This window comes from Bacillus sp. HSf4 (genome assembly GCF_029537375.1).
GTDB classification, from domain to species: Bacteria; Bacillota; Bacilli; order Bacillales; family Bacillaceae; genus Bacillus; species Bacillus sonorensis_A.
Genome location: NZ_CP120679.1, coordinates 3,455,763 through 3,480,631 on the forward strand (window position 1 = coordinate 3,455,763; position 24,869 = coordinate 3,480,631).

Sequence of the window (24,869 nt, forward strand, 5' to 3'; positions counted from 1 at the left end):
GGGAAAAGTTAAGACGCCCAGGCGTTTTAAGGCGTCCGTTTCAGCCAATTGACCAGAGGTATGACAGCATATCCTCCGCCTCTCATGGCGGCCATTTCCTGAAAGGCGCCCAGAAACTTTTCATATGCCGCTGAGCGGGACAGCAAATGATCAAGCTTGTTCTCGAAGTAATGGTGCTCTGATTCGGAAGAGATATAATAGCCTTCAACGGTTTCAAAATAATGAAGCGGAAACAGGAGCCTGCTGTACAGGAGCCGTTTTGAAAATGAAGAAAGAGGTGTGACTTGTTCATATTGTTGAAGGAATGACGCGATTTCATTGAAGGTTTTGTTTTCTTGAAACATGCTTCGCGTGTATTCGGCAAGATCGCGGGCGGCATGATCAAACACCCATTCCAGCGGGACTTTGATCAATGGTTCCCGCTTCCATGTCTCACTTGAAAGGCGCTGCTGGCAAATCGTTCCCGAATCCATCGATTGCGGCTGATCATCCAATTCTGTGTCAGCCAAGTACTGAATCGCGTTTTCCGTCAATCCAAGATAATAAGGAAACGATTCGATAAACTGTTTTTCAAAGGGTTCCAATTGCTTTGATTGGGACTTTTGAATCCAGAATTGCTCAAGCTGATCAAGACGCTTGCCCCACAATTCTTTCCACTGGCCGATCCTTGAGGTTTCTTTTACCTCATACGGGTAGCCTCTTCCTTTTTGATGAAATTCGGCAAGCTCCGCCCCGAATGGAAACGACCTGTTCGTAAAGCGAGGCGCAGCCTGAAGCAGTACATATGTCGCGCCTCCATCCTCAAAGGTCATCTCCCCGTCCTTCGTAAATATAAAAGTTGAAACGTATGGGTCCCGCTGTTCTTGCAAATACTGACTCATACCGTACAATTCCGCCAGTTCAGTCTGTGTTAAATGGGAAACCGGAACAATTAAAAAAATGGAGTTCGGGGTCTGAAAACTCTGGTAAGAAAGGTATGACGTCATGTCGCGGATGTGAATGCCGAACTTTTCTTTAATCAAATCCTTCATGATGATCACCTGCGCTCCTAAAAAATGGCCTTCTAACACATCGTAATCGAAAAGACGCCCGATTATGATCCGTCAGGAAAAACAGTTTTGAAAATCGTTACATTTTCAAGGACATTTGTATACACTAAGTAAAAAAGATTGGGTGAAAAATGATGCCGGAAAACAACAGCATGACTCAAATCGAAACAGCAGCAAAAGAGTGGCTTGAGAAACGGGGAGTCAAGGTCGCAGATATTGCCGAGCTTGTCTACATCCTGCAAAAAACGTATCATCCAAACTTAACAAAAAAAGAATGTGAAGAGAATGTCAACCGTGTCCTGAAAAAGCGCGAAGTGCAAAATGCAGTGATCACAGGCATTCAATTGGATATATTAGGGGAGGAGAAAAAGCTTCTTGAGCCTCTCCAAACGTTAATTGAAACCGATGAAAGCCTTTATGGAGTCGATGAAATTTTATCTTTTTCAATCGTGAATCTATACGGTTCGATCGGCTATACGAACTACGGATACATCGATAAAATAAAACCCGGGGTGCTGGGCCGTTTAAATGATAAATCAACGGGCGAATGCCATACCTTTTTGGATGATATCGTCGGCGCCATCGCCGCCGCAGCTTCAAGCAGGCTGGCGCACCGTGCGAAAGACGCGGAATAAAACAAAAAACACTTGTTCATTTGGAACAAGTGTTTTTTATTTAGGCTCTGTTAAAGATAAATGTTGATATTTAAGTATATCGACAAATTACCACACACCAAAAAAGAACAGGTATATCAATGGGTCAAACGCTATGTTGAACCTTCTTCCTCCGCTGGTGGTCGTTTAATCAATAAAATGAGGGAAACTCGCTTCAAGGAAGGATTCGAGAGTTCTCATTGTTCATCGGAATACGTTGCTCGGTTCGGAAAATGTATTGGTCGGCTGCGGTATCGCTGTAAGTGCTGTAACAAGACTTTTACTGACACAACCAATCACTTTTATTTGAAATGACAGATACTTATGATATCCTATGACTTTCTAAATTCTCTATAAATTGATTACATTTAAAACCCTAAAACAAGAAATTTTGAGAAGGGATTTTATTGTATATGATAAAATCAGCTAAAAAAAATCAAATAAAAGGAGAGGAAATAGTGAAGCGTATCACCATTTATTTCATTTCATTGTTATCGCTAATGATATTATTTAGTGGATGTAGCCTAAATGCTGATTCAAAAACAGATTTGTTTCAATATAAGAATTCATATGTGGGTGACAACAGTGCAGTTGTAAATATCGTAAAACAATTGGCACACAACAAAGAGTTGAATCAAGTTTCACTCAAGACCAAGAAAAAACCATATGGAATTACTTTGGAATATAAAGATATAGATGCAAAAAAAGCAGATCAAGAAATAAAGGAAACTGTTATCTCAAATTCCACATTTCTTTTTGCTTTAATCAAAAATGTGGATTGGATTACATTCAAGTTTCCAGACCGAGAATTCACTGTATCAAAAGAGAAATTACAAAATTGGTACAACAATAAATTGGATGTGTATAAAAATGAACAAGACTTAAAGAAACTGGTACAAGAACACCTAAAGTCTGAGGACTCAGTTAATCAATTTTTTCACCAGTAAAAAATAAGATTGCTCTGGATAAGAGCAATCTTTATTTAAAGGTTATTTTCAACAACAAACTTTAACAGAGCCTATATTTAAATACGCTCGATCCATTCTGTCAGCGAATCGATCACATAGGTCGGCTTTTCCGGATAGGCTTCAAGATGCTCTTTTTTGGTCACGCCTGTATGGACAAGAAGCGTATCCATACCGGAATTCATGCCTGCCATGATATCTGTGTCATAGTTGTCCCCGACCATCAGCGTTTCACTGATGTCCGTGCCAAGCACTTTCATCGCCTGCTTCATAATGATCGGTTCAGGCTTGCCGATGAAAATCGGCTCTGTCCGCGTGGAAACGGTTAACACAGATGTCAGTGAGCCGTTTCCCGGCAACAGACCTCTTTCAGTCGGAATGGCGATATCGCCGTTCGTGGAAATGAATGTCGCTCCGTTGCGAATCGCGAGACAGCCGACAGCAAGCTTCTCATATGTAATGCCGCGGTCAATGCCGACAACGACAAAATCGGCGTTTTCTCCGCCGAATGTCAAGCCTTTTTGTTCGATGGCCTGGCGGATTCCTTCTTCACCAATGACGTATACGGAAGCGCCGGGTTTTTGTTCGGCGATGAAATTCGCGGTCGCCATGCTTGTCGTAAATACCTGTTCTTCGGTTGCCGGAATGTCAAAAGAAACGAGCTTGTCCGCGACCTGTTTCGGAGTGCGGGACGAGTTGTTGGTGACGAATAAGTATGGGATGCCGCGTTCTTTCAGCTTTCTGACAAATTCGCACGCTTCATCGATTTTTTCCGTTCCTTTGTACATTGTTCCGTCTAGATCAATTAAGTATCCTTTGTATGTTTTCATGTTGTACACTCCAGTTTTTTTAATGCGGTTTAAATGCCGATACAGGACCGAGTTCATTGTTCAAATAATCGCGGATTCGGGCTGGAAAACGTCCAAGCGTTTCCGCGTGCTCTTCAAGCAGCTTCACCAGTTGTTCATGATTCACGTGCAAGTAGTCCTGAACCAGTGTTTTTCGATAGGCGATCACATCTTTCAGGCCGTCTCCTTCTGTTTTGCCGACAACCTTTTCATCCATCAGTATATCCATGATGTCGTCATAGCTTCCCGGGTCTCTCATAATAAAGCCGTCAATCATATCGTTTCCTACATCCAAGATGCATTCGATCACTGTATGGCCGATTCGTTCAAGCGCTTTTTTTTCGATAGCGGAAGTCCATTCTTCGTGCGCATGAAACAGGCGGAGTTCGTCTTCAAGAAAGTTCAGCGTGCTTTCGATTTTGTTTCGATCGACAAAATACATCAGCTTGACACCCCCATTTATTTTCGCATTCGTTTTAACACAAAATAGGCACATCCAAAATTGCAGTATTCGTAAATATATTCATCAAGGGTGCTGATTTTTGTATCAAATGTGGCCTTTTGATTTTGATCGTCAAAAAAGCCCTTCAGCCTCAGCTGGCTGTAACCCCAGTCTCCGACAATATAGTCGTATTTGTTTAAAATGTCTGAGTATCTGGCTTTGAATGCTTCTTCATTAAAACCGTTTTTTACATCTTTGACGACTTCAAATGCAGCGTTCTGGACGACAATCATTCTTTTCACCTCTTTTATATGATAATTCAAACCCAGGCCGCCATCAATTGCTAAGAATATTTCCTCCGCTTTGGAAAAGCTAAAGACAAGGAGGAAATGCAGAATGAATAAACAACTACTTTTCATAGGACTGCTGCTGGCGCCGCTCGCCGGATGCCAGGCGGCGTTAAATGACACAGAAAACAACAACGATATTTATGAGAAAGACGGGAATACCGTTCATGTGGCGGACAAGAACCGCCAATACAACGAAACAAACCCGTACGATGACCGAAAAGGCAGATTCGGTTATGCACGTCATCAGGCAACACCTGTTGCAAACAAAGAAAAAATGCGGGCTCCCAAAATCAATCGGGAAGAAATGGCCCATATTATCTCTAGTTTAACGGTTCAGCTTCCCAATATTCAAGATGCCTCAGCGCTTGTCACAGATGAGGAGGCGCTCGTCGTCTATCAAACGGATACCAAAGAGCGGGAAGAGACGGCGGATCAGGTGAAAAAGACGGCCGCATCGGTTATTCCAAGGTATTACAAGATTTACATTTCCGATGATGCCAGCTTGATGCAATCGATCGCCAATTTCAGCCGGCTCGGTTCCAACTCAAGGAACGTCGATCAGCTGATGGCTGATACGATTAAAGACATGCAAAAATCGCCGCAGGGAAAGGCAACGACAGAGATGGATGATGAAGAAACCGATCTTGACGGAAAAGGGAAAAATACGGGATCCTAACATAAAAAACGCCAGAAATGTTCTGGCGTTTTTTTCGTTATGCCTGAGCCTGCCGCTTTTTGGAGGCTTCATTCACCTGTTCATCGGCATGGTATGAAGAACGGACAAGCGGCCCTGCTTCACAATGACTGAAGCCTTTTTCCATAGCGATTTCTTTCAGTTCGGCAAATTCATCAGGGTGATAGTACTTTTGCACTTTGATATGTTTTTTAGACGGCTGCAGATATTGGCCGATCGCCATAATATCAACTTGATTCGCAAGCAGGTCATCCATTGTCTCAATGATCTCCTCTTTTGTTTCGCCGAGGCCGATCATGATGCTGGATTTCGTCGGAATATCAGGCTGCATCTCTTTTGCGCGGCGCAAAAATTCCAAAGATCTGTCATATGTAGCTCGTGCGCGGACTCTCGGCGTCAGGCGGCGGACCGTCTCGATGTTGTGGTTTAGAATGTCAGGCCGGGTATCCATCAGCGTTTTTAAGTTATCATAGTCTCCGCCCATGTCAGAAGGGAGAACTTCAATCGTCGTAAACGGGCTTTTTCTGCGGACAGCGCGTACAGTTTCAGCAAAAACGCCTGCTCCTCCGTCTTTTAAATCATCGCGGGCAACCGCAGTGATCACCGCGTGTTTCAGATTCATGATGCTGACGGAATCTGCGACGCGTTCCGGTTCATTTAAGTCAAGCTCTGTCGGCAATCCGGTTTTCACCGCACAGAAGCGGCATGCTCTCGTGCAGACAGAACCGAGAATCATAAAGGTCGCAGTTCGTCTGACGGCCCAGCATTCATGAATATTCGGACATTTCGCTTCTTCACAAACCGTATGCAGGTTGTTTTCTCTCATCAATTTTTTCAAGCCCGTGTAGTTCTCATTTGTGTTCAGCTTGATTTTAAGCCATTCGGGCTTTCTCAGGTGCTCGTCTTTCTTTGCCAATTCCATCATCTCCATCGTGGATTGTAGTCAAGTTCAGATATGAAATTTCTGACATAACGCCGGATATGTCCCCTCGTTTTGGAACCGCTTAAAAATTAAATCGTCATCTTTAGTCACTTTAACATAGTACAGATTTGTGAACAAGTGGTTGATTGCATGACATGTAATTACTAACATTTTCATATTATCGTTCCCTGTATATGTCACAAACTAAATGTATTCAAACGGAAAGGAGCTAAGGACACTGTGAAAGTTGTATTATCCGTTCTCATCCTCCTTTTGTTCAGCTCGCAGCCCGCGGCTTTCGGGCAGGAAAAGAAAGAGCCGGATCTGCAGACGAGAATGGCGCTTTATCATAAAACAGAGGCGGCCACACATATTCCCTGGTATGTTTTTGCAGCAGTCGATCAATATGAAATCAACATCCGCAAAAACCGAAGAGACCTGCCAAAGCAAAAAGGCTACACCGGAATCTATATTCCGCAAAGCGTTTGGAGCGGGCCGGAAAATCCGAATCCTAACGATACATCTCCGCTCAGCATCAAAGTGTTTGACGGAATCGGAATGGATGGAAACGGAGACGGACGGGCTGAATCTGATCAGGATGAAGATGTCCTTTATACGTTCGGCCAATACTTGCTGACATATGGAAGAGATATCGATAACATCCGCATCGGATTGTGGGAATTTTATGAAAGGGATCAGACGGTCGGAATTATTTCAGGATTTATGAGACTTTTCCAAACCTATGGCCACATCGATTTGGGAAAACACGCTTTTCCCCTGCCGGTCAAATCTGATTACAGCTACAGAAGCACGTGGGGAGACGCCCGCGGATTCGGGGGAAGACGTATACATGAGGGAACTGACTTGTTTGCCCACTTCGGCCTGCCCGTACGATCCACATGCTATGGGATTATTGAAATGAAAGGCTGGAACCGCTTCGGCGGATGGAGAATCGGCATCAGAGATATCAATAATACGTACCACTACTTTGCCCATCTCAACGGGTTCACGAAAGGATTGAAAGTCGGACAGATCGTTGAACCGGGACAGGTCATCGGGTCGGTCGGCAATACGGGATACGGGCCGCCCGGGACAGCCGGAAAATTCCCTCCCCACCTTCACTATGGGATGTATAAAGATAATGGAAGAACCGAATGGTCTTTTGATCCGTATCCTCACTTGAGGGCCTGGGAACGAAAGGAAATCAGAAAGAAAAAATAAAAAACATCCCTATTCAGCCGAATAGGGATGTTTATTTACTTTTTGCTTTTTGCGACCGCGTTTGTGATGCTTGCGGCCAATCCTCCCCAAATGATGATGATGCCTGCTGCCATCATAGCAATAGCTGCGCCGCTCATGAGGAAACCTCCTTATCTTGATGAAGTGACGTATATGTGATCCCATTCTTCCATTTTGAAAACGAGAGCAAAATGCCGGCTGCGATGGCGCCGATCGCCACACACCAGCCCCACTTCAGCAAAAATTCCATCGGCAGATCGCCATAAGCCGTTGTCAGATTCGTTTTGATATTATCAAACATCATATAGCCCAATACAAGCGGAGTGACAACACTTAAACAAATTCTCCACCATGCGCCCAGCTGAATGTCGGAAACCGAATTTGCGTGAGCCTGAAGAGATTTGAGCTCTCTGGCAAACCAAGCGATGGCAATGACTTCAATCAACCCGGCAAGCGCGACACCGAAATTATTGATAAAGTAGTCGGCCGCATCAAGGAAGAACAAGCCGCCTTTTGTAGCAAACACCAATGAACAAACGGCAGCGGCTCCTCCGCCGAAGAGGACGGCCTTCCGCCGCGGCACATTGAATTTATCCTGAATTGCGGCAACATAGGTTTCCGAGATCGAAATGAGAGAAGACAAGCCCGCCAAAACGAGTGAGCCAAAGAATAAAAAGCCGAACAGCGCATTAAACGCCGGAAACTCATTAATGATCTGCGGAAAGACGACAAATGCCAAGCCGACGCCGGAAGAGACAACCTCTTTTACCGGAACACCCTGCTGCGCCGCCATAAATCCAAGGGCGCTGAATACGCCGATCCCCGCCAGAAGCTCGAACGAGGAGTTGCCGAATCCGGTGATAAACGCGTTGTTGGTAATATCTGATTTCTTCGGTAAATAGCTGGAATACGTAATCATGATCGCGAAGGCAATCGACAGGCTGAAGAAAATTTGCCCGTAGGCTGCAACCCATACTTTTCCGTTTGTAATCTGGCTCCAGTCAGGGGTGAAAAACGCATTCAGCCCTTGCGCGGCTCCGTCCAGCGTAACCGAATAAACAACGATGATTAAAAATAAGACCAAAAGCAGCGGAATGAAAATCCGGTTCGCAATTTCGATTCCTTTTTTGACGCCGGCAAATAAAATGCCGAGTGAGACAATCCAAACGATCGCCAGCGGGATCAAGACACCCGGCACAAAGCCGCCGAATTGGCCGATTGCACCGCCGCTGATATCAACTCTGTTTAAATATTCATTCATTAAGAAATTTTCTGTATCTTTTCCCCAGCCCAAGTTGAAGGAAAAGACGGCGTAGGATATGGCCCAGGCCACGATAACAGCATAATAAGTTGAAATGACAAATGATATCGCAACTTGCCACCAGCCGATCCATTCTTTTCCTTTCCCCATTCTGGCGTAGGACAGCGGAGCCGATCCTCTGTATTTGTGACCGATTGTAAATTCCATTATGAGAAGAGGAATTCCTGCGGTTAACAGTGCAAACAAATACGGCAGAAAGAATGCGCCGCCACCGTTTTCATAAGCGACAGCCGGAAATCTCCAAATATTCCCTAAACCGATAGCAGAACCGACTGCAGCCATGATAAAACCCGCTCTTGTTCCCCATTGCGGACGATTATCCATAAGCTTCCTCCTTTACCTTTTTGAAACATCAGAAAACAGTGAATTTTCTAATTATTATTATTGAATAGTATATCCAGTCTATTTGCCTATGTCAAAGTATTTTTTTAAGAAAATAGACGCATGTCCTTTTTGCTTAAATGAAAAAAGCATTCTGCATGGGTTTTGCAGAATGCCTGGAAACATTTACTCTTTTTGATCGGATTTCTCGTCCGTTTTTTCGCCTTTGGACGGAATCTGAATGGATGGCGCCGTCTGGCTGCCGCTTCCGCTGTAGAAGTCTGGCACATCTCCGTGAACCGCCTGAATCGTCGCCGGAACCGTATTTTTGACAACCGCGGTTTTTGTCGCAAACGGAATGACCACGCGAATTTTGACCTCGACAAGGACGCCGATATTAATTAGTGCGTTATTAATGCCGTATGGTTTGACGCTCTGTTTGAAATCTGTAAAGACATCGCCGATGATATTGAGACGTACAGGGATTTTTGGCCCCAGGTTTCCAAGGAGCGAGTTTCCGGTTGTCTGTCCGAGAGGAATGTTGTAAATAACACCGTCATGGCGGTCTTTAGGCGTTTTTGCAGAAGAATTAAATTCTTCCGTTTCTGTTTCTTTCAACTTATGATGAAGCTGTTTCGTGATTTTCGAATGCATATCCCGGTGAACATGGGAGTTGAAGTCGATCGTCGTCACTTTTCCATTTTCATCCGACTTCATCTCCACCATGTTTTTCACATTTTCATCTTCGCTCATATAGTCCTCAACGGCTTCCTGGATGACGTGGGTTGCAATCCTGTTTGTCTCCATCTCCGCGATGTTCAGAAGCGTCGGCTTGATTGATGTGTTGATAATCAATAAACTGGCTGTTGTGGAAAGAATGAAAAAGACAAACGAAAGAAGCATGACATACCGAAAAGGCAAAGGTCCTCTTTTTGACAGAGGGCCGCGAAATCTTCGCAAGCAAAATCCCCCCTTACATCACAAGTGTATGCTTGTAAGAGGGGATATACGATTCAATCAGACAACTTTATTCCGTCATTTTCAAAAGGGCCTCTTTCCCGCTCATCCCTTCATAGATGCCAAGCGCTTTCGCCGCATCTGTCACAGATTCGAGCGGGGCTTCGAGAAGCTGGTCGATCGTCCTGACGCCGACCGCCCTTGCCGCGACGATCTTTCGTTCCTTTAATTTATCGTTCAGCAGCGCGACGTCAAGCGCTCCGCACATAATATATCCATGGTCGTTTGCAACCGCCATAAAATTCGTTTTTGGCAATTTGACGGTGACAGCCGTGAAGGGCTGATCTTCGATCATGATCGGAGTTAAGTTTACCATCGCAATCCCTCCCTTTACCACCAATCTATGATAAAGCGGAAAGACATGTTCCGGGCTTTTCCGGACAGGGGTTCATACACGCGGCCGGATTGAAGAGCCCTTCTTGTTCAGCTTCCAGGAAAGCAGGTCCCGCAAAAATTCGGGCATAAAATAGTCGATATGAAGGCGATCGCGAATGGCGGGAAACAGTCTCGAGAGCGTAAACATGTCAATGGTGGCGATGTTATACACCCTGTCCGTTTCAAGCTGCGCACCATTGACCGAGAGCTTTTCGGGGTCAAGCCCTGAGTACATCATTTTCCCCATGACTTTCCCGCGGAAGCCGAGCCCTTTGATGCGGAGCTGCTCCGTTTCCTTGAGCGAAGCTATGCGGACGATTTCTTTAAGCTCGGCTCCTGTCAGCTGAACGGCGACCGGATTGATCGGATGCGGACAAATGCGATGAATGTCTTCTTTTGTGACAGGACCTTCCAAAAGAGATTCAAGCACAATCCCGGCGTTGACCATTCCGATTTCGGCATCACACCATTCCTTCAGGGCGTCAGCGAGCAGTTGCGGCAAAGGCGATGTTCGAAACCAGGCGGCTTCAAGCGGCTGATCCAGGACCGTCACGAATTCCTGCAGCTGTCGTTTTGCCTCTTTTTCCTGTTTGTTCAGCATCAGCACAGCTTCTTTCGATTCGTTTTTCCAGTCGGCCGTTTTCAGAACGCTTGCCTTTTTAGCTTCCAGCCGTTTATCGAACTCGAGTTCAACATGGCCGACATAGTGTCCGAATTTTTCAGCGCAGGCGAGCAACACGCCGTCTTTCAACATGCCGTCTTCAAGCAGATGATGGGTGTGTGAGCCAAGGATCACATCGATTTCGGGAAATGCTTTCGCTGCGCGCTCATCGTCTAAAATGCCCAGGTGAGAGAGAAGAATTGTGATATCCGCTTTTCCTTTTATCTCTTGCAATATCTCGGCAATGCTTGCGAATGCATCCGTGACTTTCCAATCGAGCTGGGCGTAAATCGGATAATAGGGAACCGTCACACCGAGGATCGCAAGGGTGATGCCGCCCGTCAGCGTTTTGATCATATAAGGCTGCACCCAGGGCGGCCGGTTTCCCCTCATGTCGAACAAGTTGGAGACAATGACCGGAAATGAGGCGCCGTCATAGAGCGTATCCAGCTCTTGATGCGGCAATGTGATTCCTTCATTATTTCCGATCGTGACGGCGTCATAGTGCAGATGATTCAGGAGCTCCACATTCGCTTTTCCGAACGACGCTTCTGATATCGGGTGAAACCTGTCGACGTGATCGCCGATATCGAACAGAAGCACCTCTTCCTGTTGATCCGCGTGTTGTTGCCTTTGTGTCTGGATATAATCAACGATTTTCGGCCAGTTTTCAAAATGGCTGTGCAAATCGTTTGTATGATAAATATGGAGCTTTTTCCGCATGCAAATCTCTCCCTAATGTTTAACTGAATACACCCTGATAGATTAATCTGAGTCCGATCAGAATCAGAACAAACCGCATGATGACAACGATTGTTTTCGTCTGCATTTTTTTATTGATCAGGGCGCCTAGCTGTCCGCCAAACCATGCGCCGGGAATGAGCGCCAATGCATAGAGCCAATCGACATGGCCTGAGATGACATGGCCGACAGAACCCGCAACAGACGACAGAAAAATGATAAACATCGATGTTGCAACAGCGACGCGGGTCGGAAACAAAAACAGCAGCATCATCGCCGGCACCATCAATGAGCCGCCCCCAATGCCGAATAATCCGCCGAGGAAGCCGACAAAAAACGCGATCGCAATTCCGGTGAGCGGATGGTAGGAATACGTGTAATCCCGGCCTTCGTCATCTTTAAAGGTACGGATGATGCCGGCATGTTCCCGATCGGCAGCTTTTAATTTTTTCTTAAGCATTAGGGAAAGGGATATGAGAATCATAAACATCCCGAACCACAGGGAAAACGAATCTGCGCTGAAATACTTGGAAACATGCGCCCCGGCGATGCTTCCGGGCCCTGATCCGATGAAAAAAATAAGACCGCTCTTGTAATCGACGGTTTTATACTTCATATAAGCTATCGTTGAAGAGAGCCCCGTAAAAATGATGACGAGAAGCGATGTGCCCACCGCTATTTGCGGTGTCACATGTTCAAACATCCCGTGAATGCCGGCTAAAAAAAGCAGAGAAGGAACAATGACCACTCCTCCTCCTAGACCGACAAGACTGCCGATGGTTCCGGCGATGAATCCAAGTACGATCAGTATGAAATATTCCATAAAAAGTCCTCTTTTCTAGCTGAATAAATCGAGCTGTCTTGGCGTGAGCCCTTTATAGTCAAGATCCAACAATTCCATCATTTGTTTGCCGTTTTCGGCGGCATCTCCTCCGGAATTGTTGTTAAACAGCACATATAGATTTTTTGACTGCTGTTTTAGCAGCTCCAGGTTTTCCTTCCAGTCGAGCAGTTCCTGTTTATTATATAAATACAAATACCTGACTTCCCGCCAGTTTTGCCCTGAAGACGGCCTTGTCCATCCCTCTTTATTGCGCCCGTGGAAGCGGACGAGCGTTTTTTCGCTGTCTGTCGCATGAAGGACGGTCGGAATGCTGCCTTCACCGATCTGCGGTTCATCGCAAATGCTGTGAATCCAGTTTTGCTCCCCCATGAAGGCGAGCGTCTTATCGTAAAACTGCGGGATAAACCATGACCGGTGCCTGAATTCGAGGGCGCACGGAATGTCTCCCATTTTCTCTTTGCACCATCTTAAGTAATCGACATTTTCCTTCCGGCAGTCAAACCATGGCGGAAACTGAAACAGCACCATCGCTAGCTTGTTTGCTTTTATGTATGGCGTTAAGGAAAGCTTGAAGGCGTCAAACATTTCATCTTTCGATTCAAAGGGGATTTCCCCGCGCTGATGACCGGTCATCCCCTGGTAAGCCTTTATGATAAACTGAAAGAATTCCGGCGTTTCTTTCACCCATTTTTCATTGTTCCGCTCCGGCTGAATCGCATAAAAGCTCGCATCCAATTCTACGATCGGAAAGTGAGCGGAATAGTGGATCAGTTTGTTTTGGCTGCTCGTTTTGGGCGGATACAGGCTGTCATGGTCCCCCCATCCCGTTAATCCGATATAAATCAATGCAGTTCACCTCTCTTTTTAGTTTATCACAGGTTTTTTTCAGAATCTTATATTTAGGCCTGTTTGTAGCTTTTCCTTTTTTAGAGGCGGAATTCTTTTCCGTAAAAAAGAAGCCGGATCCCGGCTTCTTTTTTCATCCTTTCAGCGTGATTGAAAACCCTTGCAGACTAGGAAGGCCGAGCATCGGAGCAGACTTTCACAGGATGTGATGACGGCGGCGTTCAGGCAGGACGCCTGCGCAATTAGTCGCCGATCCTTGTAATAATTCGTGAGCACCGAAGCGCAGGCCTGACAACGAATGCGAGGGTTTGTCGACACGCTGAGAAGCCGGAATCTCCGGCTCCTTTAACGCGCTTTCTTAGGAAAAAGAGTAAAGCTGAAGCTGTAAAGAAAATCGATCGCAAGAATAAGCGTCCATAAAGACGCGAGCCGTATGAGGGGCTCGGTTCTTTCCGCGTCACCGATGTAGAGATGCATTCCGGCTAAAATCGCCGCTCCAACCGCCCAGGCCAGCAAATGGCGCAGCCAGCCTTCACGCTCTCTTTTGGCATGTTCTTTGCCGTATTGCGGTCCCTTATCAGGCTTCGGGCCCCCGGCAAAACGGTAGGCGAACCTGGCATCGGCCCATTTGATCATGCGGCTGCCGAATGCGATGCTGACTCCGATATATATGGCAGCCAAACCGTGCAGTGTGTCCGCTTTCGCCCCATTATGCAGATCGGCCGCTGTCGCTATCAGCAAAAGCAAATCCAACACAGGGGTGCAAGCAAACATGATCATGCCGATTGTCTTCTTCCTTGCAATATATCGAAAAAACAGTCCCAACAGAATAAAGATCCAGAATCCAATTTCACAGGCGATTATCAAAAAAGCGATCATCTAATGTTGGCCTCTCCTTTTTAATACAAACGTGTCAAAAAAAATAATAACACACATGTATTAAATAACACAACCGTGTTATAATAAATATATGCCAAAAATCGTTGATCATGAAAAACAAAAAGAGAAGATAGCCGAAGCCGTTTGGAATGTGATTCACAGCGAAGGTCTGGAACAGTGCACCGTCCGGAAGATTGCAAAGGAGGCCGGACTCTCCGCAGGTTCTTTGCGGCACTATTTTCCAAACCAGTCTGAACTGTTGATTTACTCAATGAAGCTTGTCACAAACAGGGTAAAAGTGCGGATTGAAAATATGAGGTTTACAGGAACACCTGTCGAGTGTGTCAAACAGCTTCTCCTCCAGCTTTTGCCCATAGACGAAGAAAGAAAACTGGAAATGGAGGCTTGGCTTTCATTTACGGTGAAATCGCTCAGTGACCCGGCGCTCAGACCGTTAACGAAGGAGATGAATGAAGAAATTTATTCAGCGTGCAGACTGGCTGTCGATACAATCAATAGATCCGGTGAGATGTCCGGTATTGATGTGAGCTGGGAAACAGAACGGCTGTATGCACTTGTTGACGGATTGGCGCTGCACACCCTCTTTGAGCCCGAACGAGTCACAGCCGAAATGATCGATTCCATATTGACAAGCCATTTCAAAGCATTGAAAAAATGATGAAACAGCCCGGTGTGCCGGGCTGTTTTACTTTTAGCAAACCTCTGAATATGCTTTGTTTTTAAGCCACTCTCCCCCGGCTTCTTCAGACGTCCCCTCACCATCAAAGACAAGCCTGCCCCGATTGAAGACAGCCGTGATACGGCAGGGAAAGACATGGCCTTCATAAAGGCTGTGCTGATGCCTCGCAAACATATTTTCCTTTGTCACAGTAAACGTCTCCGACAGATTCACCACTGCAAAGTCGGCATCATAGCCGATTTTAATTTGTCCCTTTCGTTCGCCAAGGCCAAAGCGCTCAGCTGGAGCCCGCGCCGTCCATTCCGCCGCCTTAACGAGCGGCGCTTTGTTTGCCAAAGCAAGCTCGATTATCGCAAGCAGGGTGAACTGTCCGCCGCTGATCCCGCCCCATACACTAAAAAAGTTTTCGCCTTCTTTTAATGCCTGAGGGCATGGGGAATGATCTGAAGAGACGAAATCGATTTTCCCTGCAAGCAAAGCTTTGACAAGTGCCGATTGCCGGTCTTTTGAACGCAGCGGAGGCGCACATTTAGCCACAGCCCCTTTTTCTAAAACCGCCCCATGATCAAAGAGGAGATAATGCGGACACGTTTCCAATGACACGTTCATACCTTCCTGTCTCGCTTCCCCAATCAAATCGACCGCTTCCTTTGTACTGATATGCACAAAATGAAGCGGACAGCCCGTGATCCGGGCAAATTGCAGGGCGCGGAAAACCGCTTCTGCTTCGGCCTCAGGCGGCCTTGAAGCAGCATAGGCATCCCCGTCCGTCATCCCGCCGTTTTCCGCTTCTTTTTGCAGAAACTTGGTAATGGCATCACTTTCAGCATGAAGCGCCAGGATGTTCCCACAGGATGCAATTTCCTTCATGCCGTGTAAGAGTGTCATATCGTCGGAAGCTTGAAATTCGTCATTTCCAGACATGGAAAGAAAGGCCTTAAAACCGATCGCTCCGGCATCGGCCATCTTTCTGAGCTGCTCCCGATTTCCGGGAACAAGGCCGCCCCAAAGCGCAAAATCGGTGAGGGACTTCTCTTTGGCAATGTCAGCCTTCTCCCGCAGCGCCTCAACGGTGACGGTTGAGGGAATGCCGTTTAAAGGCATATCAAAATAAGTGGTGCATCCGCCGGCAGCCATCATTTGCGAGCCGTTTGCGATCCCTTCCCAATTTGCCCGGCCCGGTTCGCTGAAATGGACATGGCAGTCGACCGTTCCCGGGAAGACGTGCAGTCCTTCAGCCTGAAAAACCTTTTCAGCCATGTTTTCATCAAGCTCGCCGAGCTCTATGATGATTCCGTCTTTTACGCCGATATCCGTTTTTTTCACACCTTCAGGACAGACGGCTTCGGCACCTTGCAGCAGCAAGTCATACTTTTTCATGAAACTCCTCCTCTGCAGCAGCTTTTTCATGATAAAAGGAAAGGGCAGCCTGCAGCGCTTTTCCCGGCAGAACGGATGCCCCGGTCTGAAGCAGAACCGCTTCAAGCGCAGCCAAGGTAAACAGGACATTCTCTTTTCGGCAGCTGTATCCCATTGTTCCGATCCGCCAAATCCTGCCGTGCAGGGGACCGAATGAGCTGGCGATTTCCACCCCGAAATCGGCGAGCATCATCCTTCTGACCTGATCTGCGTCAATCTGATCCGGCACTTTGACACATGTGACAGTCGCAAGCTTCTTCTCTCCTTCCACGAACAAGTCCAAGCCCGTTGCTTTGATTCCTTCTATTAAAGCCGCTTCATGAAGGCGGTGTCTTTTAAAACGCTCGGAAAGCCCTTCTTCAAGAACGAGACGGGCCCCTTCCCGTAAACCGTACAGCATGGAAGTCGCTTCTGTGTGGTGGTTCAGCCGTCTCGGGCTCCAGTAATCCATCAGCTGACTGATGTCAAAATAATTGCTGGCGACAGGCATACAACCGCCTTCCCGCAGCAAATCTTGTTCTGTCGCAATGCCCTGTTCGACCTTTTTCCGTTGGTTGATCCGCTCTTCTATCCGGCTGTTAAACGTGATCGGCGCCATCCCCGAAGGAACGGACAGGCACTTTTGCGTGCCGGCGATGACGGCGTCAAGACACCACTCATCCGTATTCACATCCGTGCCGCCGGTTGTAGCCACCGCGTCGACAACACACAAAACATCGAGCTCGCGGCAGGCCCGGCCGATTTCCCGAAGGGGCTGAATGCATCCGGTCGATGTCTCCCCGTGCACAATCGCAACGATATCTGGTTTGACCCGATTGATTTCAGCGATGACGTCCTCCGGGGCAAAAACCTCTCCCCAAGGACATTCCATCGTATACACATCTGCGTGATAGCGTTCACAGATTTCGGCCAAAAGGGAGCCGAATCTTCCGAAAATCGGGATGAGCACCTTGTCTTTCGGGAAGATGATGCTCGCAAGCACGGCTTCGAGTCCTGCTCTTGATGTCCCGTCGAGGGGAAACGCCCACTTGTTTTTCGTCCGGAAAATCTGCCTCAAGAGCTGCATGACTTCGTTCATCATTTCTGTAAATACCGGATCAAATTGCCCCACTATAGGATTTGAGAGTGCGCTCAGCACTCTTGGATGCACCTCGACCGGCCCCGGGGTCATGATCGTCCGTTTTGGAATCTTCATTTCTCCGATTGTCATTGTTCTTTCTCCTTTCATTCATATGCCAGCTTGTATAAAACATCGGACAAGAGCCGGATTCCCGAATCAAGATCATTGGAGGATGTCCACTCCTCGGGGGAATGGCTGATGCCGTTTTTGCTTGGAACGAACAGCAGCGCCGTCGGACAGTGCGCACCAAAAATCTGGGCGTCGTGCCCCGCTCCGCTCACCATTTCCTGATACGTGACATGCGCATTCTCGGCCGATTGTTTCGAGATACGGATCAGCTCCGGGTCCATCATAACGGGCTTCACATTCGTCGTTTGCGAGACGTCGACCTCTATGCCCCATTCTTTTGACAGCTCTCTGAAGAACGCAAAAATATCCTCGCAATATTGGACCAAAACCGCTTCATTATGATGGCGGATATCGAGCGAAAAAACGGCTTCGCCCGCGATTACATTCGGCATGTTCGGCTTCGCTTCAAGCCGGCCGACGGTCGCTGTTAGGAGCGGATCGACGGCATTCGCCTTCTTTGTCAGATAAGAAATGCATAGTGCCGAAAATGCCAGCGCATCCTTCCGCACATTCATCGGTGTCGTTCCGGCATGGTTGCTTTGACCCTTGACTGTCACGGTATAGCGCTTTTGACCGACAATGTCCGTCACAATTCCGATCTGCCTGCCGCTCGCCTCAAGAATGCCGCCTTGTTCGATATGAAGCTCGATAAAACATTCGGCATCATGTCTGAAAGGCGGCCTGTAATGTCCATTCCCAAAACCGCAATCCTTCATCGCCCGCTCAAGCGGGATTCCGTCCCGGTCAAAAACAGGCGGAGCGTGACAGCAATCAAACAAACCGGTGATGTTTCCCGATCCCCAAAATGTCAGAGGAAAACGGCTCCCTTCTTCCTCACACAGCGATACGGTTTCAATGGTCGTTTTCGGCGGCCCGTATGTATCGAGGAGTTTTTTTGCCGCAAACAGGCTGGCCAAAACCCCGTATGCTCCGTCAAATTTCCCTCCGTTTGCGACCGTATCGATATGCGAACCGGTCAATATCGATCTCTTCTTCTCGGTTCCTTCTATTCTTCCAAACAGGTTGCCTGCGTCATCAAAATAAGCGTCCATCCCAAAGCCTTCCATCATCTTCTTTAGAGCATGCTGGGCGTTTTGCCACGGCTCGGAGTATAGAAGCCTTGTCACGCCCCCTTCCCCGCTTTTTCCAAATGAAGCAAGCCAATGGATCATGTCTTCAATTCTGTCCGATGCGCTCCCGTCGGTTATATGCGTATCAATGGTCATGAAAGAAGCTTCCTTTCTTTTTCTCGTTATATTTCTTGACAACTTCCTATCTAAAATCTAGTTTACTGTTAATATAAAACATATACATCGGCAGATTTGTCACAAATCCAGTATTTTTTTGTTGATGTTGACTAATAAGGAAACAGCCGTTTACGAAAAAGGAGGTCTAATGCAGCAATGAATATTTTTGAGATCTTGGAGCTTCCCGTTTTTAAAGGAGCAAAACTCGCCGCCGGAGAATCGGGCGGTTTCAGACAGATTGAGCACATTAACATGATGGATGCCCCCGACATTGCCGATTTTTTGCATCAGGGTGAGCTTCTGGTGACGACCGCTTATCACATCAAAGACCACCCGCAATTATTAAAGGATTTGATCGAAAAAATGGTCAGACGCGGATGTGCGGGACTGGGCCTTAAAACGAAGCGCTTTCTGCAGGAAATTCCGGAAGACGTGATCAAACTTGCCGATAAAAGGGCTTTTCCGATTATTGAATTAAGTGATAACGTCCGCCTCGGAGACATTGTCAATCATACATTGAGCCGCATTTTAGATAAACGGACGGCAGAGCTTGAACAAGCGATTAAAGCGCAAAAGCAATTTACAAGCCATATTATGAGCGGAAAAAGCGTTCAGTCCCTTATAAAAAACATCTCCATTACGCTGAATCTGCCCGTTCTGCTTTTAAACCGGCACCTCAAGCCGGCCGCTTCCTCAAAAGCAGGGATGTGTGAGGCGCCTCCGCTTTATGAAGGTCTTTTCCAAAGAAACAGCAAAACGGCATTTACATGCTTTTCAACCCTTTCCAAACGACAAACCTTTTCGGTATTTCCGATTTATACTCATGAAAAAAAATGCGGATTTCTGGTCGTATGCGGGATGATTCCCATAGAGGACAAAGGCTTGCTTTTAACGATTGAACAAGCCGCCAATGTGATCGGCTTTGAACTGATGAAAGAAAACGCGCTAAAGCAATATACGAGAAGAGCGCGCAATGAATTTTTCAGCAATTTTTTAGAGGGCTCCTTTTCTTCGCCAGCGGAAATCAAAAACCGGGCCAAGGAATTCAAGCTGAAATCGGATCAAAAATATGTATGTATCACCGGCAAATTGGACCGCAAAGAACAGGCGGTGAGCTTTACTGAAAACCAGCTTGAGTCAGACAGCGTGTTTGAGTGTCTTGAAGAAGAGCTGGCCGATTTTCCATTTCCGCCCCACCTTTTCACGAAAGGAAATATGTGTGTCCTGCTCGCTGAGGGAACCGACAGCTGGGCTGAAATGAACGCAGCGGTCTGCGGTTTTTTAAGGCGGTTTCAACAGCTCTGTGCCAAGCATTTTCAGCGAACGATTTCTTTCGGGATCAGCAACCTCAGCCATCAGCTGCTCGATGTTCCCGGCATCTTCAAAGAAGCGGTCGACGCCCTTCATTCCGGACACCTTTCCGGAAGCACCGAATTCATCCAGACGTATCATACGAAAGATGTCTCAGAGCTCTTAAGGATGGTTCCCATTGATGACTTGAAAAAATTTTATACATACACACTGCAAAAACTGGCGAACCTGCCCGGCGATGATCATGGGCTCCTTCATACATTATCCGTTTATTTGGAAACGCACTGCCAGATTTCCGAAACGGCCAAACGCCTTTATGTTCATCGAAATACGGTCATCTACAGGCTTGAAAAATGCGAAGAGCTGCTCGGGAAAAGCCTGAAAGATGCAGATACAACGCTTCGCTTGAGGCTGGCGCTGAGAATTCAAATGATGCTTGGATTGTAAGAAAATCTAACGTTCTTTGAAACAATCATTACTCAGTGTCCGGGGGACCTTTTGATTCGGACATGATCAGGGCGCTGTATGGGCGACCATTACAGCGCAATTGTCGGCCATGATTTCGCTGCATTTCCCGCTGAAACCGCAGCATGTTTCCGCAGGTCGCGACCATCATCGGCCACTCTCGGGGCTCCATCTGATATCGACAGATTTAAAGAATCAGACAGACAATAATGCAAGAGATTGCAAAATATATACCCATTTCCCGATCGCGATTAAGTGGTTTTTCCAATAAAAAACAAATGATATACTACAGGGACCGACTCTTAAAAAATTCCCGAGATTTGTTGGTTTCATATGTATGCTGCCGAGAATACATATGAAGGAAGGCGATTCGAACCATACCAAATATTTCTAAAGGGAGGCGGCACAGTATGTTTTCTTTCTGGCTGACCACAGCTTTTCTCGCCGCTATCATTTTCGGAATATCCTTTATATTCCGGAAAAAGGAATCCCCATTGCAGTACGCAATTCCGTCAGGTGTCATGACGCTCGGCATCATCAGTTTGATCATCGGCGGTTGGGAGGGATGTACATCGGCGGCATCAGCACATCCATCTTCCTGTCATCGGTTATCGCATTGCTTTTGATATGCGTTTTCGGATTGCTGAAGGAACAAGATTAAACGAAAACAGCGGGGCTGCTCCGCGCTTTTTCACGACCAGCCGGCAGCATGGGCAATCATTAAGAAAACAACAGCCGCTACCATCCAGATACAAAAAAGCGGAAGGATGAATTTCACCCAGCGATTCCAGGAAATACGGCTGACAGCAAGCGTCGCCATAAAGTAGCCCGATGTCGGAAAAAGGATGTTTGAAAAGCCGTCGCCGAATTGGAAGGCCAGTATCGCCGTCTGCCTCGTCATGCCGACGATATCAGCCAAAGGCGCCATGATCGGCATCATGATTAAAGCCTGTCCGCTTCCGCTCGGCACGAAAAAGTTAAACAGCATCTGTGTCAACAGCATGGCTGCAACGGTCAAATAGGAAGGAAGCTGGGAAACGGCATGTGACAGCCCATAAACAATCGTGTCCATAATCTGTCCTTCATTCATGACGACCGCGACCCCTCTGGCAATCCCGCAAACCATTGCGCCGATGAGGACTTCTTTAAATCCTTCATTGAAAGATTCGGCAATGTCTCTTGCACTCATTCCGGCAATACATGCCGGAATAACGGCGAGCGCTAGAAAATACCCCGACATTGTCACCATGTCCCACCGGAAGGTAATCACACATCCGATCAATCCGGCAAACAAAATGAGTGCCGCGGTTCCGGCCCATTTCACCCGTTTGCCCGGTTTAAAAGCGGACACCGGTTCAGCCGCCTCCATTCCTGTTAAGCTTTTTTCCGGATTTGCTTTGACCTTTTCTCCATATGCCAGCACATAGATGGCAGCAAGCGCCGTTATGACAAGAAAGATGACCGCTCTGTACCCCATGCCGGAGTAAAGAGGCAGGCCCGCAATCGTTTGCGAGATGCCCACTGTGAAGGGGTTTGTCAAGGCGCTCGTAAAGCCGGCAATCGTCCCGCATAACGCGATTGCTGCCGCGGTCATCCTGTCGTATCCGAAAGACAGCACAAGCGGCAGAATGACAGGGACATAAACGATTGACAGTTCAGGTGTCCCGATAAAACAGGCGATACCTGAAAAAACGAAGATGAAGACTGGAATAACAAAAACCGGCCTTCTGCTGAAGATGCCCGCCAGCAAGCGGACGCCTATTTCAATGACCGACGCTTTTCGCAAAACGGCAAATACACCGCCGACCATAAAGGTAAAGACGATGATCGGAGCGGCTTCCGTCATCCCTTTCGGAACCGCGGACAAGAGCGACAGCACATCGACCGGAGTCTGTTCAACCCGTTTGTATGATCCGGGATCAATCATTTCCCTGCCATCCGGACTTTCCACTCTTTGATATTCCCCTGCAGGCACCAGGTATGTCGAAAGCGCCATCAATCCAATCATGACAGCGAGGATGACATAAATATGGGGAAACTCATGTTTACGCTTCTCATTCTTTTTCAAATCCCCGCGTTGATAGGCCGGCATTCCCATTTTGATCATCTCCTTCATCCAATGTGAGCTTTTTTTACATCTTAAATGAACCCAGAAACCGTTCGCATTGAAAGATCATCCGAATCCAAGAAGATTTTCAGTTAAATTATCTAAAAAACGCGTTTTGATCCAGTTCATCGGCAGATTTTCTTCCAAAAAAAACAAGCGTAAATCTCCACTATTCGTTTTTAGTATTTTCATGTAAAGTCATAAGAAAAAGAAGCAGATAAAAGGAGAGGTCTATATTGCAGCAATGGATTAAAGAAACGGCAAGAGGAAAAAGAGGCGCAAGGGATTTAACTTATGAAGAAGCCAAAGAGGCCGCCGAAGCCATCATGACAGGCAAAGCCACACCCGCCCAGACCGCCGCTTTTTTGATAGCGGAGCGCATGAAAACGGAGTCGGCCGAAGAGCTGCTCGCCTTTATTGAAGCCTTGAGAAATCACTCCAAACAACTGCCCATATCTCCGGAGATTCAAGAAAAGGTGATTGATTTTGCCGGTCCGTACACGGGAAGACATTCGTTTTTGGCAACGATTCCCGTCTCGATTCTTCTCGCAGCAAACGGTCTTCCCTCATGTTTGCACAGCAGTGATTCCCTGCCGCCAAAATATGGGACAAGCATAAAGGAAGTCCTGAACAAGCTGGGAATTTCCGCCGACGCTTGTCCCCGCCAGACGGCAAACACGCTTGAAGAGCTGTCAATCGGCTTCACTGCCGCTGAAAAGCTGTGCGAGCCGTTTTCCCGGATTCGGCAGATCCGCGAGGAAATCGGCGTCCGCACGATTCTGAATACAGCCGACAAACTGATCAATTTTTCAAACTCAAAAAAACTGATGCTTGGCGCTTTTCACAGAACAGCCATTCAAAAAATGCACCCTGTGTTTCAGCATCTTTCATATCAGGAAGTGTTTATCGTTCAAGGGGCTGAAGGATCTGAGGATGTTCCCGTCCACCGGGGGAGCTTTGTGTTCACCATCAAAGACGGCGGGATCACTTCGTTTATTTTGCAGCCTGAGGAATACGGTCTCCATGTCGAGGAAAGCAGGCAGAACAAGCCCCTGTCAGCCGTCGAACAGGCTGAAAAAATCGAAGCCGTTCTCTTTGGGGATGATTCGGAAGATGTGGAATACGAAAGAAAACAGGTGATCATGAACGCGGCATTGCGCTATTTCTTATTCGGTTTTCATCCGACAATCGAAGAAGGCATCCGGACCGCAGAACAGCAGCTTCGAGACGGATCAGGTCTCAACATTCTGAGAAAATGGCAAGCTACATTTACAAGACGGTAAGAAAACCGTAATCAAAATGACATTTCCTTTTCATGAAAACAATGGATAATAAAAACAAATGAAAAGGAGGTTTCAGCCGATGATTCGCATGTTTGCCATTCCGCTTCTATTCATGTTATCAGCCGTTTTCCCCCCTTTTGAAAAAGCCGACGCCGCCCCGCTTTTTTCACTGCAATCTTCGCTTCAGCCATCCGGCGCTTTAGAGGATTATTATGAGAATGCTGAAGGGAAAACGGGAGCGGCGCTCAAACAAGCGCTCCACGAAACGATTGATCATCATACAGAACTTTCATACAGCGAAGTCTGGGACGCGCTGAAAACGACGGATGAAGATCCGGCCAATCCCTATCATGTCCTGCTTCTTTATTCCGGACAGTCCCGTTCTAAAGATTTAAACGGAGGAAATGTGGGCGACTGGAACCGAGAGCACGTCTGGGCTAAATCACACGGAGACTTCGGTACAAGCAAAGGGCCCGGAACAGATTTGCATCACATCAGGCCAAGCGATGTGCAAGTGAATTCCGCCCGGGGCAACCTCGATTTTGATGAAGGCGGCAGCGCGTATCCTGGTGCCCCCGATAATTTTTACGACGGTGATTCATGGGAGCCGAACAGCCGGGTGAAAGGTGATGTCGCCAGAATGATTTTCTATATGGCCGTCCGCTATGAAGGTGATGACGGACACCCCGATCTCGAAATGAATGATAAAACAGGCAACGGCTCCCTGCCTTTCCACGGCAAAATGGCAGTCTTATTGAAATGGAACCAAGAAGATCCTGTCGATGATCTCGAGAGAAGAAGAAACAACATCATATATGAACGATACCAGCATAACCGCAATCCATTCATTGATCATCCCGAATGGGCCGAAGAGATTTGGCATTAGACGTTGTCAGCCGAGGGCGCTTACCGGGCGCCCTC

At 47.1% G+C, this 24,869-nt stretch carries 26 protein-coding genes and 1 pseudogene; 10 read left to right on the forward strand and 17 right to left on the reverse strand.

Going from position 1 to position 24,869, the window contains the following annotated elements:
- Window positions 1–26: 26 nt before the first annotated feature.
- Window positions 27–1,034 carry a spore coat putative kinase YutH gene (gene yutH / locus P3X63_RS17975; protein WP_179115654.1) on the reverse strand — a complete coding sequence of 336 codons (1,008 nt, stop codon included), beginning with the start codon at window positions 1,032–1,034 and terminating at the stop codon, window positions 27–29.
- Between the two features lie 149 nt (window positions 1,035–1,183).
- Here yutH and P3X63_RS17980 point away from each other — a divergent pair, with 149 nt between their 5' ends.
- The 3 genes and pseudogenes from P3X63_RS17980 to P3X63_RS17990 all read left to right on the forward strand — a co-directional run bounded on the left by P3X63_RS17980 (window position 1,184) and on the right by P3X63_RS17990 (window position 2,649).
- Window positions 1,184–1,684 carry a phosphatidylglycerophosphatase A family protein gene (locus P3X63_RS17980; RefSeq protein ID WP_026588635.1) on the forward strand — a complete coding sequence of 167 codons (501 nt, stop codon included), beginning with the start codon at window positions 1,184–1,186 and terminating at the stop codon, window positions 1,682–1,684.
- A gap of 60 nt (window positions 1,685–1,744) precedes the next feature.
- Window positions 1,745–1,999 (forward strand): annotated as a pseudogene (locus P3X63_RS17985) (IS1/IS1595 family N-terminal zinc-binding domain-containing protein); the annotation flags it as partial.
- A 161-nt stretch (window positions 2,000–2,160) separates the two neighbouring features.
- Window positions 2,161–2,649, forward strand: a complete 489-nt coding sequence (locus P3X63_RS17990; RefSeq protein ID WP_277691626.1) for a DUF4825 domain-containing protein — start codon at window positions 2,161–2,163, stop codon at window positions 2,647–2,649.
- Between the two features lie 77 nt (window positions 2,650–2,726).
- Here the strand turns inward: P3X63_RS17990 and P3X63_RS17995 are convergent, their stop codons facing one another.
- The 3 genes from P3X63_RS17995 to P3X63_RS18005 are packed head-to-tail and all read right to left on the reverse strand — an operon-like array spanning window position 2,727 to window position 4,250.
- Window positions 2,727–3,497 (reverse strand): TIGR01457 family HAD-type hydrolase, encoded by a 771-nt coding sequence (locus P3X63_RS17995; protein WP_026588637.1) that lies wholly within the window; start codon window positions 3,495–3,497, stop codon window positions 2,727–2,729.
- A 19-nt stretch (window positions 3,498–3,516) separates the two neighbouring features.
- Complete coding sequence (locus tag P3X63_RS18000; protein WP_026588638.1) at window positions 3,517–3,957, reverse strand: DUF86 domain-containing protein; 441 nt, start codon at window positions 3,955–3,957, stop codon at window positions 3,517–3,519.
- Between the two features lie 17 nt (window positions 3,958–3,974).
- Complete coding sequence (locus P3X63_RS18005) at window positions 3,975–4,250, reverse strand: YutD family protein (RefSeq protein ID WP_026588639.1); 276 nt, start codon at window positions 4,248–4,250, stop codon at window positions 3,975–3,977.
- Window positions 4,251–4,353: 103 nt separating this feature from the next.
- Between P3X63_RS18005 and P3X63_RS18010 the strand changes: the two genes are divergently transcribed.
- Window positions 4,354–4,983 carry a YhcN/YlaJ family sporulation lipoprotein gene (locus P3X63_RS18010; RefSeq protein WP_026588640.1) on the forward strand — a complete coding sequence of 210 codons (630 nt, stop codon included), beginning with the start codon at window positions 4,354–4,356 and terminating at the stop codon, window positions 4,981–4,983.
- 37 nt (window positions 4,984–5,020) lie between these two features.
- Here the strand turns inward: P3X63_RS18010 and lipA are convergent, their stop codons facing one another.
- Window positions 5,021–5,932, reverse strand: coding sequence for a lipoyl synthase (gene lipA / locus P3X63_RS18015; protein WP_268884390.1), 912 nt, complete (start codon window positions 5,930–5,932; stop codon window positions 5,021–5,023).
- 231 nt (window positions 5,933–6,163) lie between these two features.
- Here lipA and P3X63_RS18020 point away from each other — a divergent pair, with 231 nt between their 5' ends.
- Window positions 6,164–7,144 (forward strand): M23 family metallopeptidase, encoded by a 981-nt coding sequence (locus P3X63_RS18020; protein WP_026588642.1) that lies wholly within the window; start codon window positions 6,164–6,166, stop codon window positions 7,142–7,144.
- A 35-nt stretch (window positions 7,145–7,179) separates the two neighbouring features.
- Here the strand turns inward: P3X63_RS18020 and P3X63_RS18025 are convergent, their stop codons facing one another.
- From P3X63_RS18025 to P3X63_RS18060, 8 genes are all read right to left on the reverse strand, one after another.
- Window positions 7,180–7,281, reverse strand: a complete 102-nt coding sequence (locus P3X63_RS18025; protein WP_142246043.1) for a methionine/alanine import family NSS transporter small subunit — start codon at window positions 7,279–7,281, stop codon at window positions 7,180–7,182.
- The gene (locus tag P3X63_RS18030) at window positions 7,278–8,807 is read right to left on the reverse strand and encodes a sodium-dependent transporter (RefSeq protein WP_077735508.1); all 1,530 of its coding nucleotides are present in this window, start codon (window positions 8,805–8,807) and stop codon (window positions 7,278–7,280) included. The genes P3X63_RS18025 and P3X63_RS18030 overlap by 4 nt, the downstream gene beginning before the upstream one ends.
- A gap of 183 nt (window positions 8,808–8,990) precedes the next feature.
- Entirely contained in the window at window positions 8,991–9,764 is a 774-nt protein-coding gene (gene yunB, locus P3X63_RS18035) for a sporulation protein YunB (RefSeq protein WP_277691627.1), read from the reverse strand.
- Between the two features lie 67 nt (window positions 9,765–9,831).
- A complete protein-coding gene (locus P3X63_RS18040) occupies window positions 9,832–10,137 on the reverse strand; it encodes a YunC family protein (protein WP_026588645.1) in 306 nt (101 codons plus the stop codon).
- A 72-nt stretch (window positions 10,138–10,209) separates the two neighbouring features.
- Window positions 10,210–11,580, reverse strand: coding sequence for a bifunctional metallophosphatase/5'-nucleotidase (locus tag P3X63_RS18045; RefSeq protein ID WP_077735509.1), 1,371 nt, complete (start codon window positions 11,578–11,580; stop codon window positions 10,210–10,212).
- 19 nt (window positions 11,581–11,599) lie between these two features.
- Window positions 11,600–12,421, reverse strand: a complete 822-nt coding sequence (locus tag P3X63_RS18050) for a sulfite exporter TauE/SafE family protein (RefSeq protein WP_026588647.1) — start codon at window positions 12,419–12,421, stop codon at window positions 11,600–11,602.
- A gap of 15 nt (window positions 12,422–12,436) precedes the next feature.
- Window positions 12,437–13,288 (reverse strand): DUF72 domain-containing protein, encoded by an 852-nt coding sequence (locus P3X63_RS18055; RefSeq protein ID WP_277691628.1) that lies wholly within the window; start codon window positions 13,286–13,288, stop codon window positions 12,437–12,439.
- Window positions 13,289–13,633: 345 nt separating this feature from the next.
- A complete protein-coding gene (locus P3X63_RS18060; protein WP_077735510.1) occupies window positions 13,634–14,167 on the reverse strand; it encodes a hypothetical protein in 534 nt (177 codons plus the stop codon).
- 91 nt (window positions 14,168–14,258) lie between these two features.
- On the opposite strand from P3X63_RS18060, the gene P3X63_RS18065 reads away from it, so the two are divergent.
- Complete coding sequence (locus P3X63_RS18065) at window positions 14,259–14,846, forward strand: TetR/AcrR family transcriptional regulator (protein ID WP_077735512.1); 588 nt, start codon at window positions 14,259–14,261, stop codon at window positions 14,844–14,846.
- A gap of 33 nt (window positions 14,847–14,879) precedes the next feature.
- On the opposite strand, the gene P3X63_RS18070 is transcribed toward P3X63_RS18065, so the two are convergent.
- Genes P3X63_RS18070 through P3X63_RS18080 form a run of 3 tightly spaced genes read right to left on the reverse strand, consistent with a single transcriptional unit; the run spans window position 14,880 to window position 18,761 of the window.
- Window positions 14,880–16,247 carry an allantoinase gene (locus P3X63_RS18070; protein ID WP_077735513.1) on the reverse strand — a complete coding sequence of 456 codons (1,368 nt, stop codon included), beginning with the start codon at window positions 16,245–16,247 and terminating at the stop codon, window positions 14,880–14,882.
- Entirely contained in the window at window positions 16,234–17,496 is a 1,263-nt protein-coding gene (locus P3X63_RS18075; protein ID WP_277691629.1) for a pyridoxal-phosphate-dependent aminotransferase family protein, read from the reverse strand. The genes P3X63_RS18070 and P3X63_RS18075 overlap by 14 nt, the downstream gene beginning before the upstream one ends.
- A gap of 14 nt (window positions 17,497–17,510) precedes the next feature.
- Window positions 17,511–18,761: a Zn-dependent hydrolase gene (locus P3X63_RS18080; protein ID WP_026588653.1), complete on the reverse strand. Its 1,251-nt coding sequence runs from the start codon at window positions 18,759–18,761 to the stop codon at window positions 17,511–17,513.
- A 177-nt stretch (window positions 18,762–18,938) separates the two neighbouring features.
- On the opposite strand from P3X63_RS18080, the gene P3X63_RS18085 reads away from it, so the two are divergent.
- Window positions 18,939–20,540 (forward strand): PucR family transcriptional regulator, encoded by a 1,602-nt coding sequence (locus tag P3X63_RS18085; protein ID WP_026588654.1) that lies wholly within the window; start codon window positions 18,939–18,941, stop codon window positions 20,538–20,540.
- Window positions 20,541–20,968: 428 nt separating this feature from the next.
- A complete protein-coding gene (locus tag P3X63_RS18090) occupies window positions 20,969–21,184 on the forward strand; it encodes a YesK family protein (protein ID WP_277691630.1) in 216 nt (71 codons plus the stop codon).
- Between the two features lie 65 nt (window positions 21,185–21,249).
- Here P3X63_RS18090 and P3X63_RS18095 read toward each other — a convergent pair whose 3' ends face one another.
- Window positions 21,250–22,656: a YfcC family protein gene (locus P3X63_RS18095; protein ID WP_277691631.1), complete on the reverse strand. Its 1,407-nt coding sequence runs from the start codon at window positions 22,654–22,656 to the stop codon at window positions 21,250–21,252.
- A gap of 245 nt (window positions 22,657–22,901) precedes the next feature.
- Between P3X63_RS18095 and P3X63_RS18100 the strand changes: the two genes are divergently transcribed.
- Both P3X63_RS18100 and P3X63_RS18105 read left to right on the forward strand, forming a co-directional pair.
- Entirely contained in the window at window positions 22,902–23,948 is a 1,047-nt protein-coding gene (locus P3X63_RS18100) for an anthranilate phosphoribosyltransferase (RefSeq protein ID WP_277691632.1), read from the forward strand.
- A gap of 79 nt (window positions 23,949–24,027) precedes the next feature.
- On the forward strand, window positions 24,028–24,834 hold the full coding sequence (locus P3X63_RS18105; RefSeq protein ID WP_077735518.1) for an endonuclease I family protein: 807 nt from the start codon (window positions 24,028–24,030) through the stop codon (window positions 24,832–24,834).
- Window positions 24,835–24,869: the final 35 nt, after the last annotated feature.

Coding starts and splice junctions, on each gene's coding strand:
- P3X63_RS18040 (WP_026588645.1), bottom strand. CDS start 10,137: ATGGTAAACTTAACTCCGATCATGATCGAAGATCAGCCCTTCACGGCT.
- lipA (WP_268884390.1), bottom strand. CDS start 5,932: ATGGAGATGATGGAATTGGCAAAGAAAGACGAGCACCTGAGAAAGCCC.
- P3X63_RS18025 (WP_142246043.1), bottom strand. CDS start 7,281: ATGAGCGGCGCAGCTATTGCTATGATGGCAGCAGGCATCATCATCATT.
- P3X63_RS18085 (WP_026588654.1), top strand. CDS start 18,939: ATGAATATTTTTGAGATCTTGGAGCTTCCCGTTTTTAAAGGAGCAAAA.
- P3X63_RS18045 (WP_077735509.1), bottom strand. CDS start 11,580: ATGCGGAAAAAGCTCCATATTTATCATACAAACGATTTGCACAGCCAT.
- P3X63_RS18080 (WP_026588653.1), bottom strand. CDS start 18,761: ATGACCATTGATACGCATATAACCGACGGGAGCGCATCGGACAGAATT.
- P3X63_RS18075 (WP_277691629.1), bottom strand. CDS start 17,496: ATGACAATCGGAGAAATGAAGATTCCAAAACGGACGATCATGACCCCG.
- P3X63_RS18005 (WP_026588639.1), bottom strand. CDS start 4,250: ATGATTGTCGTCCAGAACGCTGCATTTGAAGTCGTCAAAGATGTAAAA.
- P3X63_RS18000 (WP_026588638.1), bottom strand. CDS start 3,957: ATGTATTTTGTCGATCGAAACAAAATCGAAAGCACGCTGAACTTTCTT.
- P3X63_RS18060 (WP_077735510.1), bottom strand. CDS start 14,167: ATGATCGCTTTTTTGATAATCGCCTGTGAAATTGGATTCTGGATCTTT.
- P3X63_RS18030 (WP_077735508.1), bottom strand. CDS start 8,807: ATGGATAATCGTCCGCAATGGGGAACAAGAGCGGGTTTTATCATGGCT.
- P3X63_RS18010 (WP_026588640.1), top strand. CDS start 4,354: ATGAATAAACAACTACTTTTCATAGGACTGCTGCTGGCGCCGCTCGCC.
- P3X63_RS18050 (WP_026588647.1), bottom strand. CDS start 12,421: ATGGAATATTTCATACTGATCGTACTTGGATTCATCGCCGGAACCATC.
- P3X63_RS18090 (WP_277691630.1), top strand. CDS start 20,969: ATGTTTTCTTTCTGGCTGACCACAGCTTTTCTCGCCGCTATCATTTTC.
- P3X63_RS18095 (WP_277691631.1), bottom strand. CDS start 22,656: ATGGGAATGCCGGCCTATCAACGCGGGGATTTGAAAAAGAATGAGAAG.
- P3X63_RS17980 (WP_026588635.1), top strand. CDS start 1,184: ATGCCGGAAAACAACAGCATGACTCAAATCGAAACAGCAGCAAAAGAG.
- P3X63_RS18070 (WP_077735513.1), bottom strand. CDS start 16,247: ATGAAAAAGTATGACTTGCTGCTGCAAGGTGCCGAAGCCGTCTGTCCT.
- P3X63_RS18065 (WP_077735512.1), top strand. CDS start 14,259: ATGCCAAAAATCGTTGATCATGAAAAACAAAAAGAGAAGATAGCCGAA.
- P3X63_RS18105 (WP_077735518.1), top strand. CDS start 24,028: ATGATTCGCATGTTTGCCATTCCGCTTCTATTCATGTTATCAGCCGTT.
- P3X63_RS17995 (WP_026588637.1), bottom strand. CDS start 3,497: ATGAAAACATACAAAGGATACTTAATTGATCTAGACGGAACAATGTAC.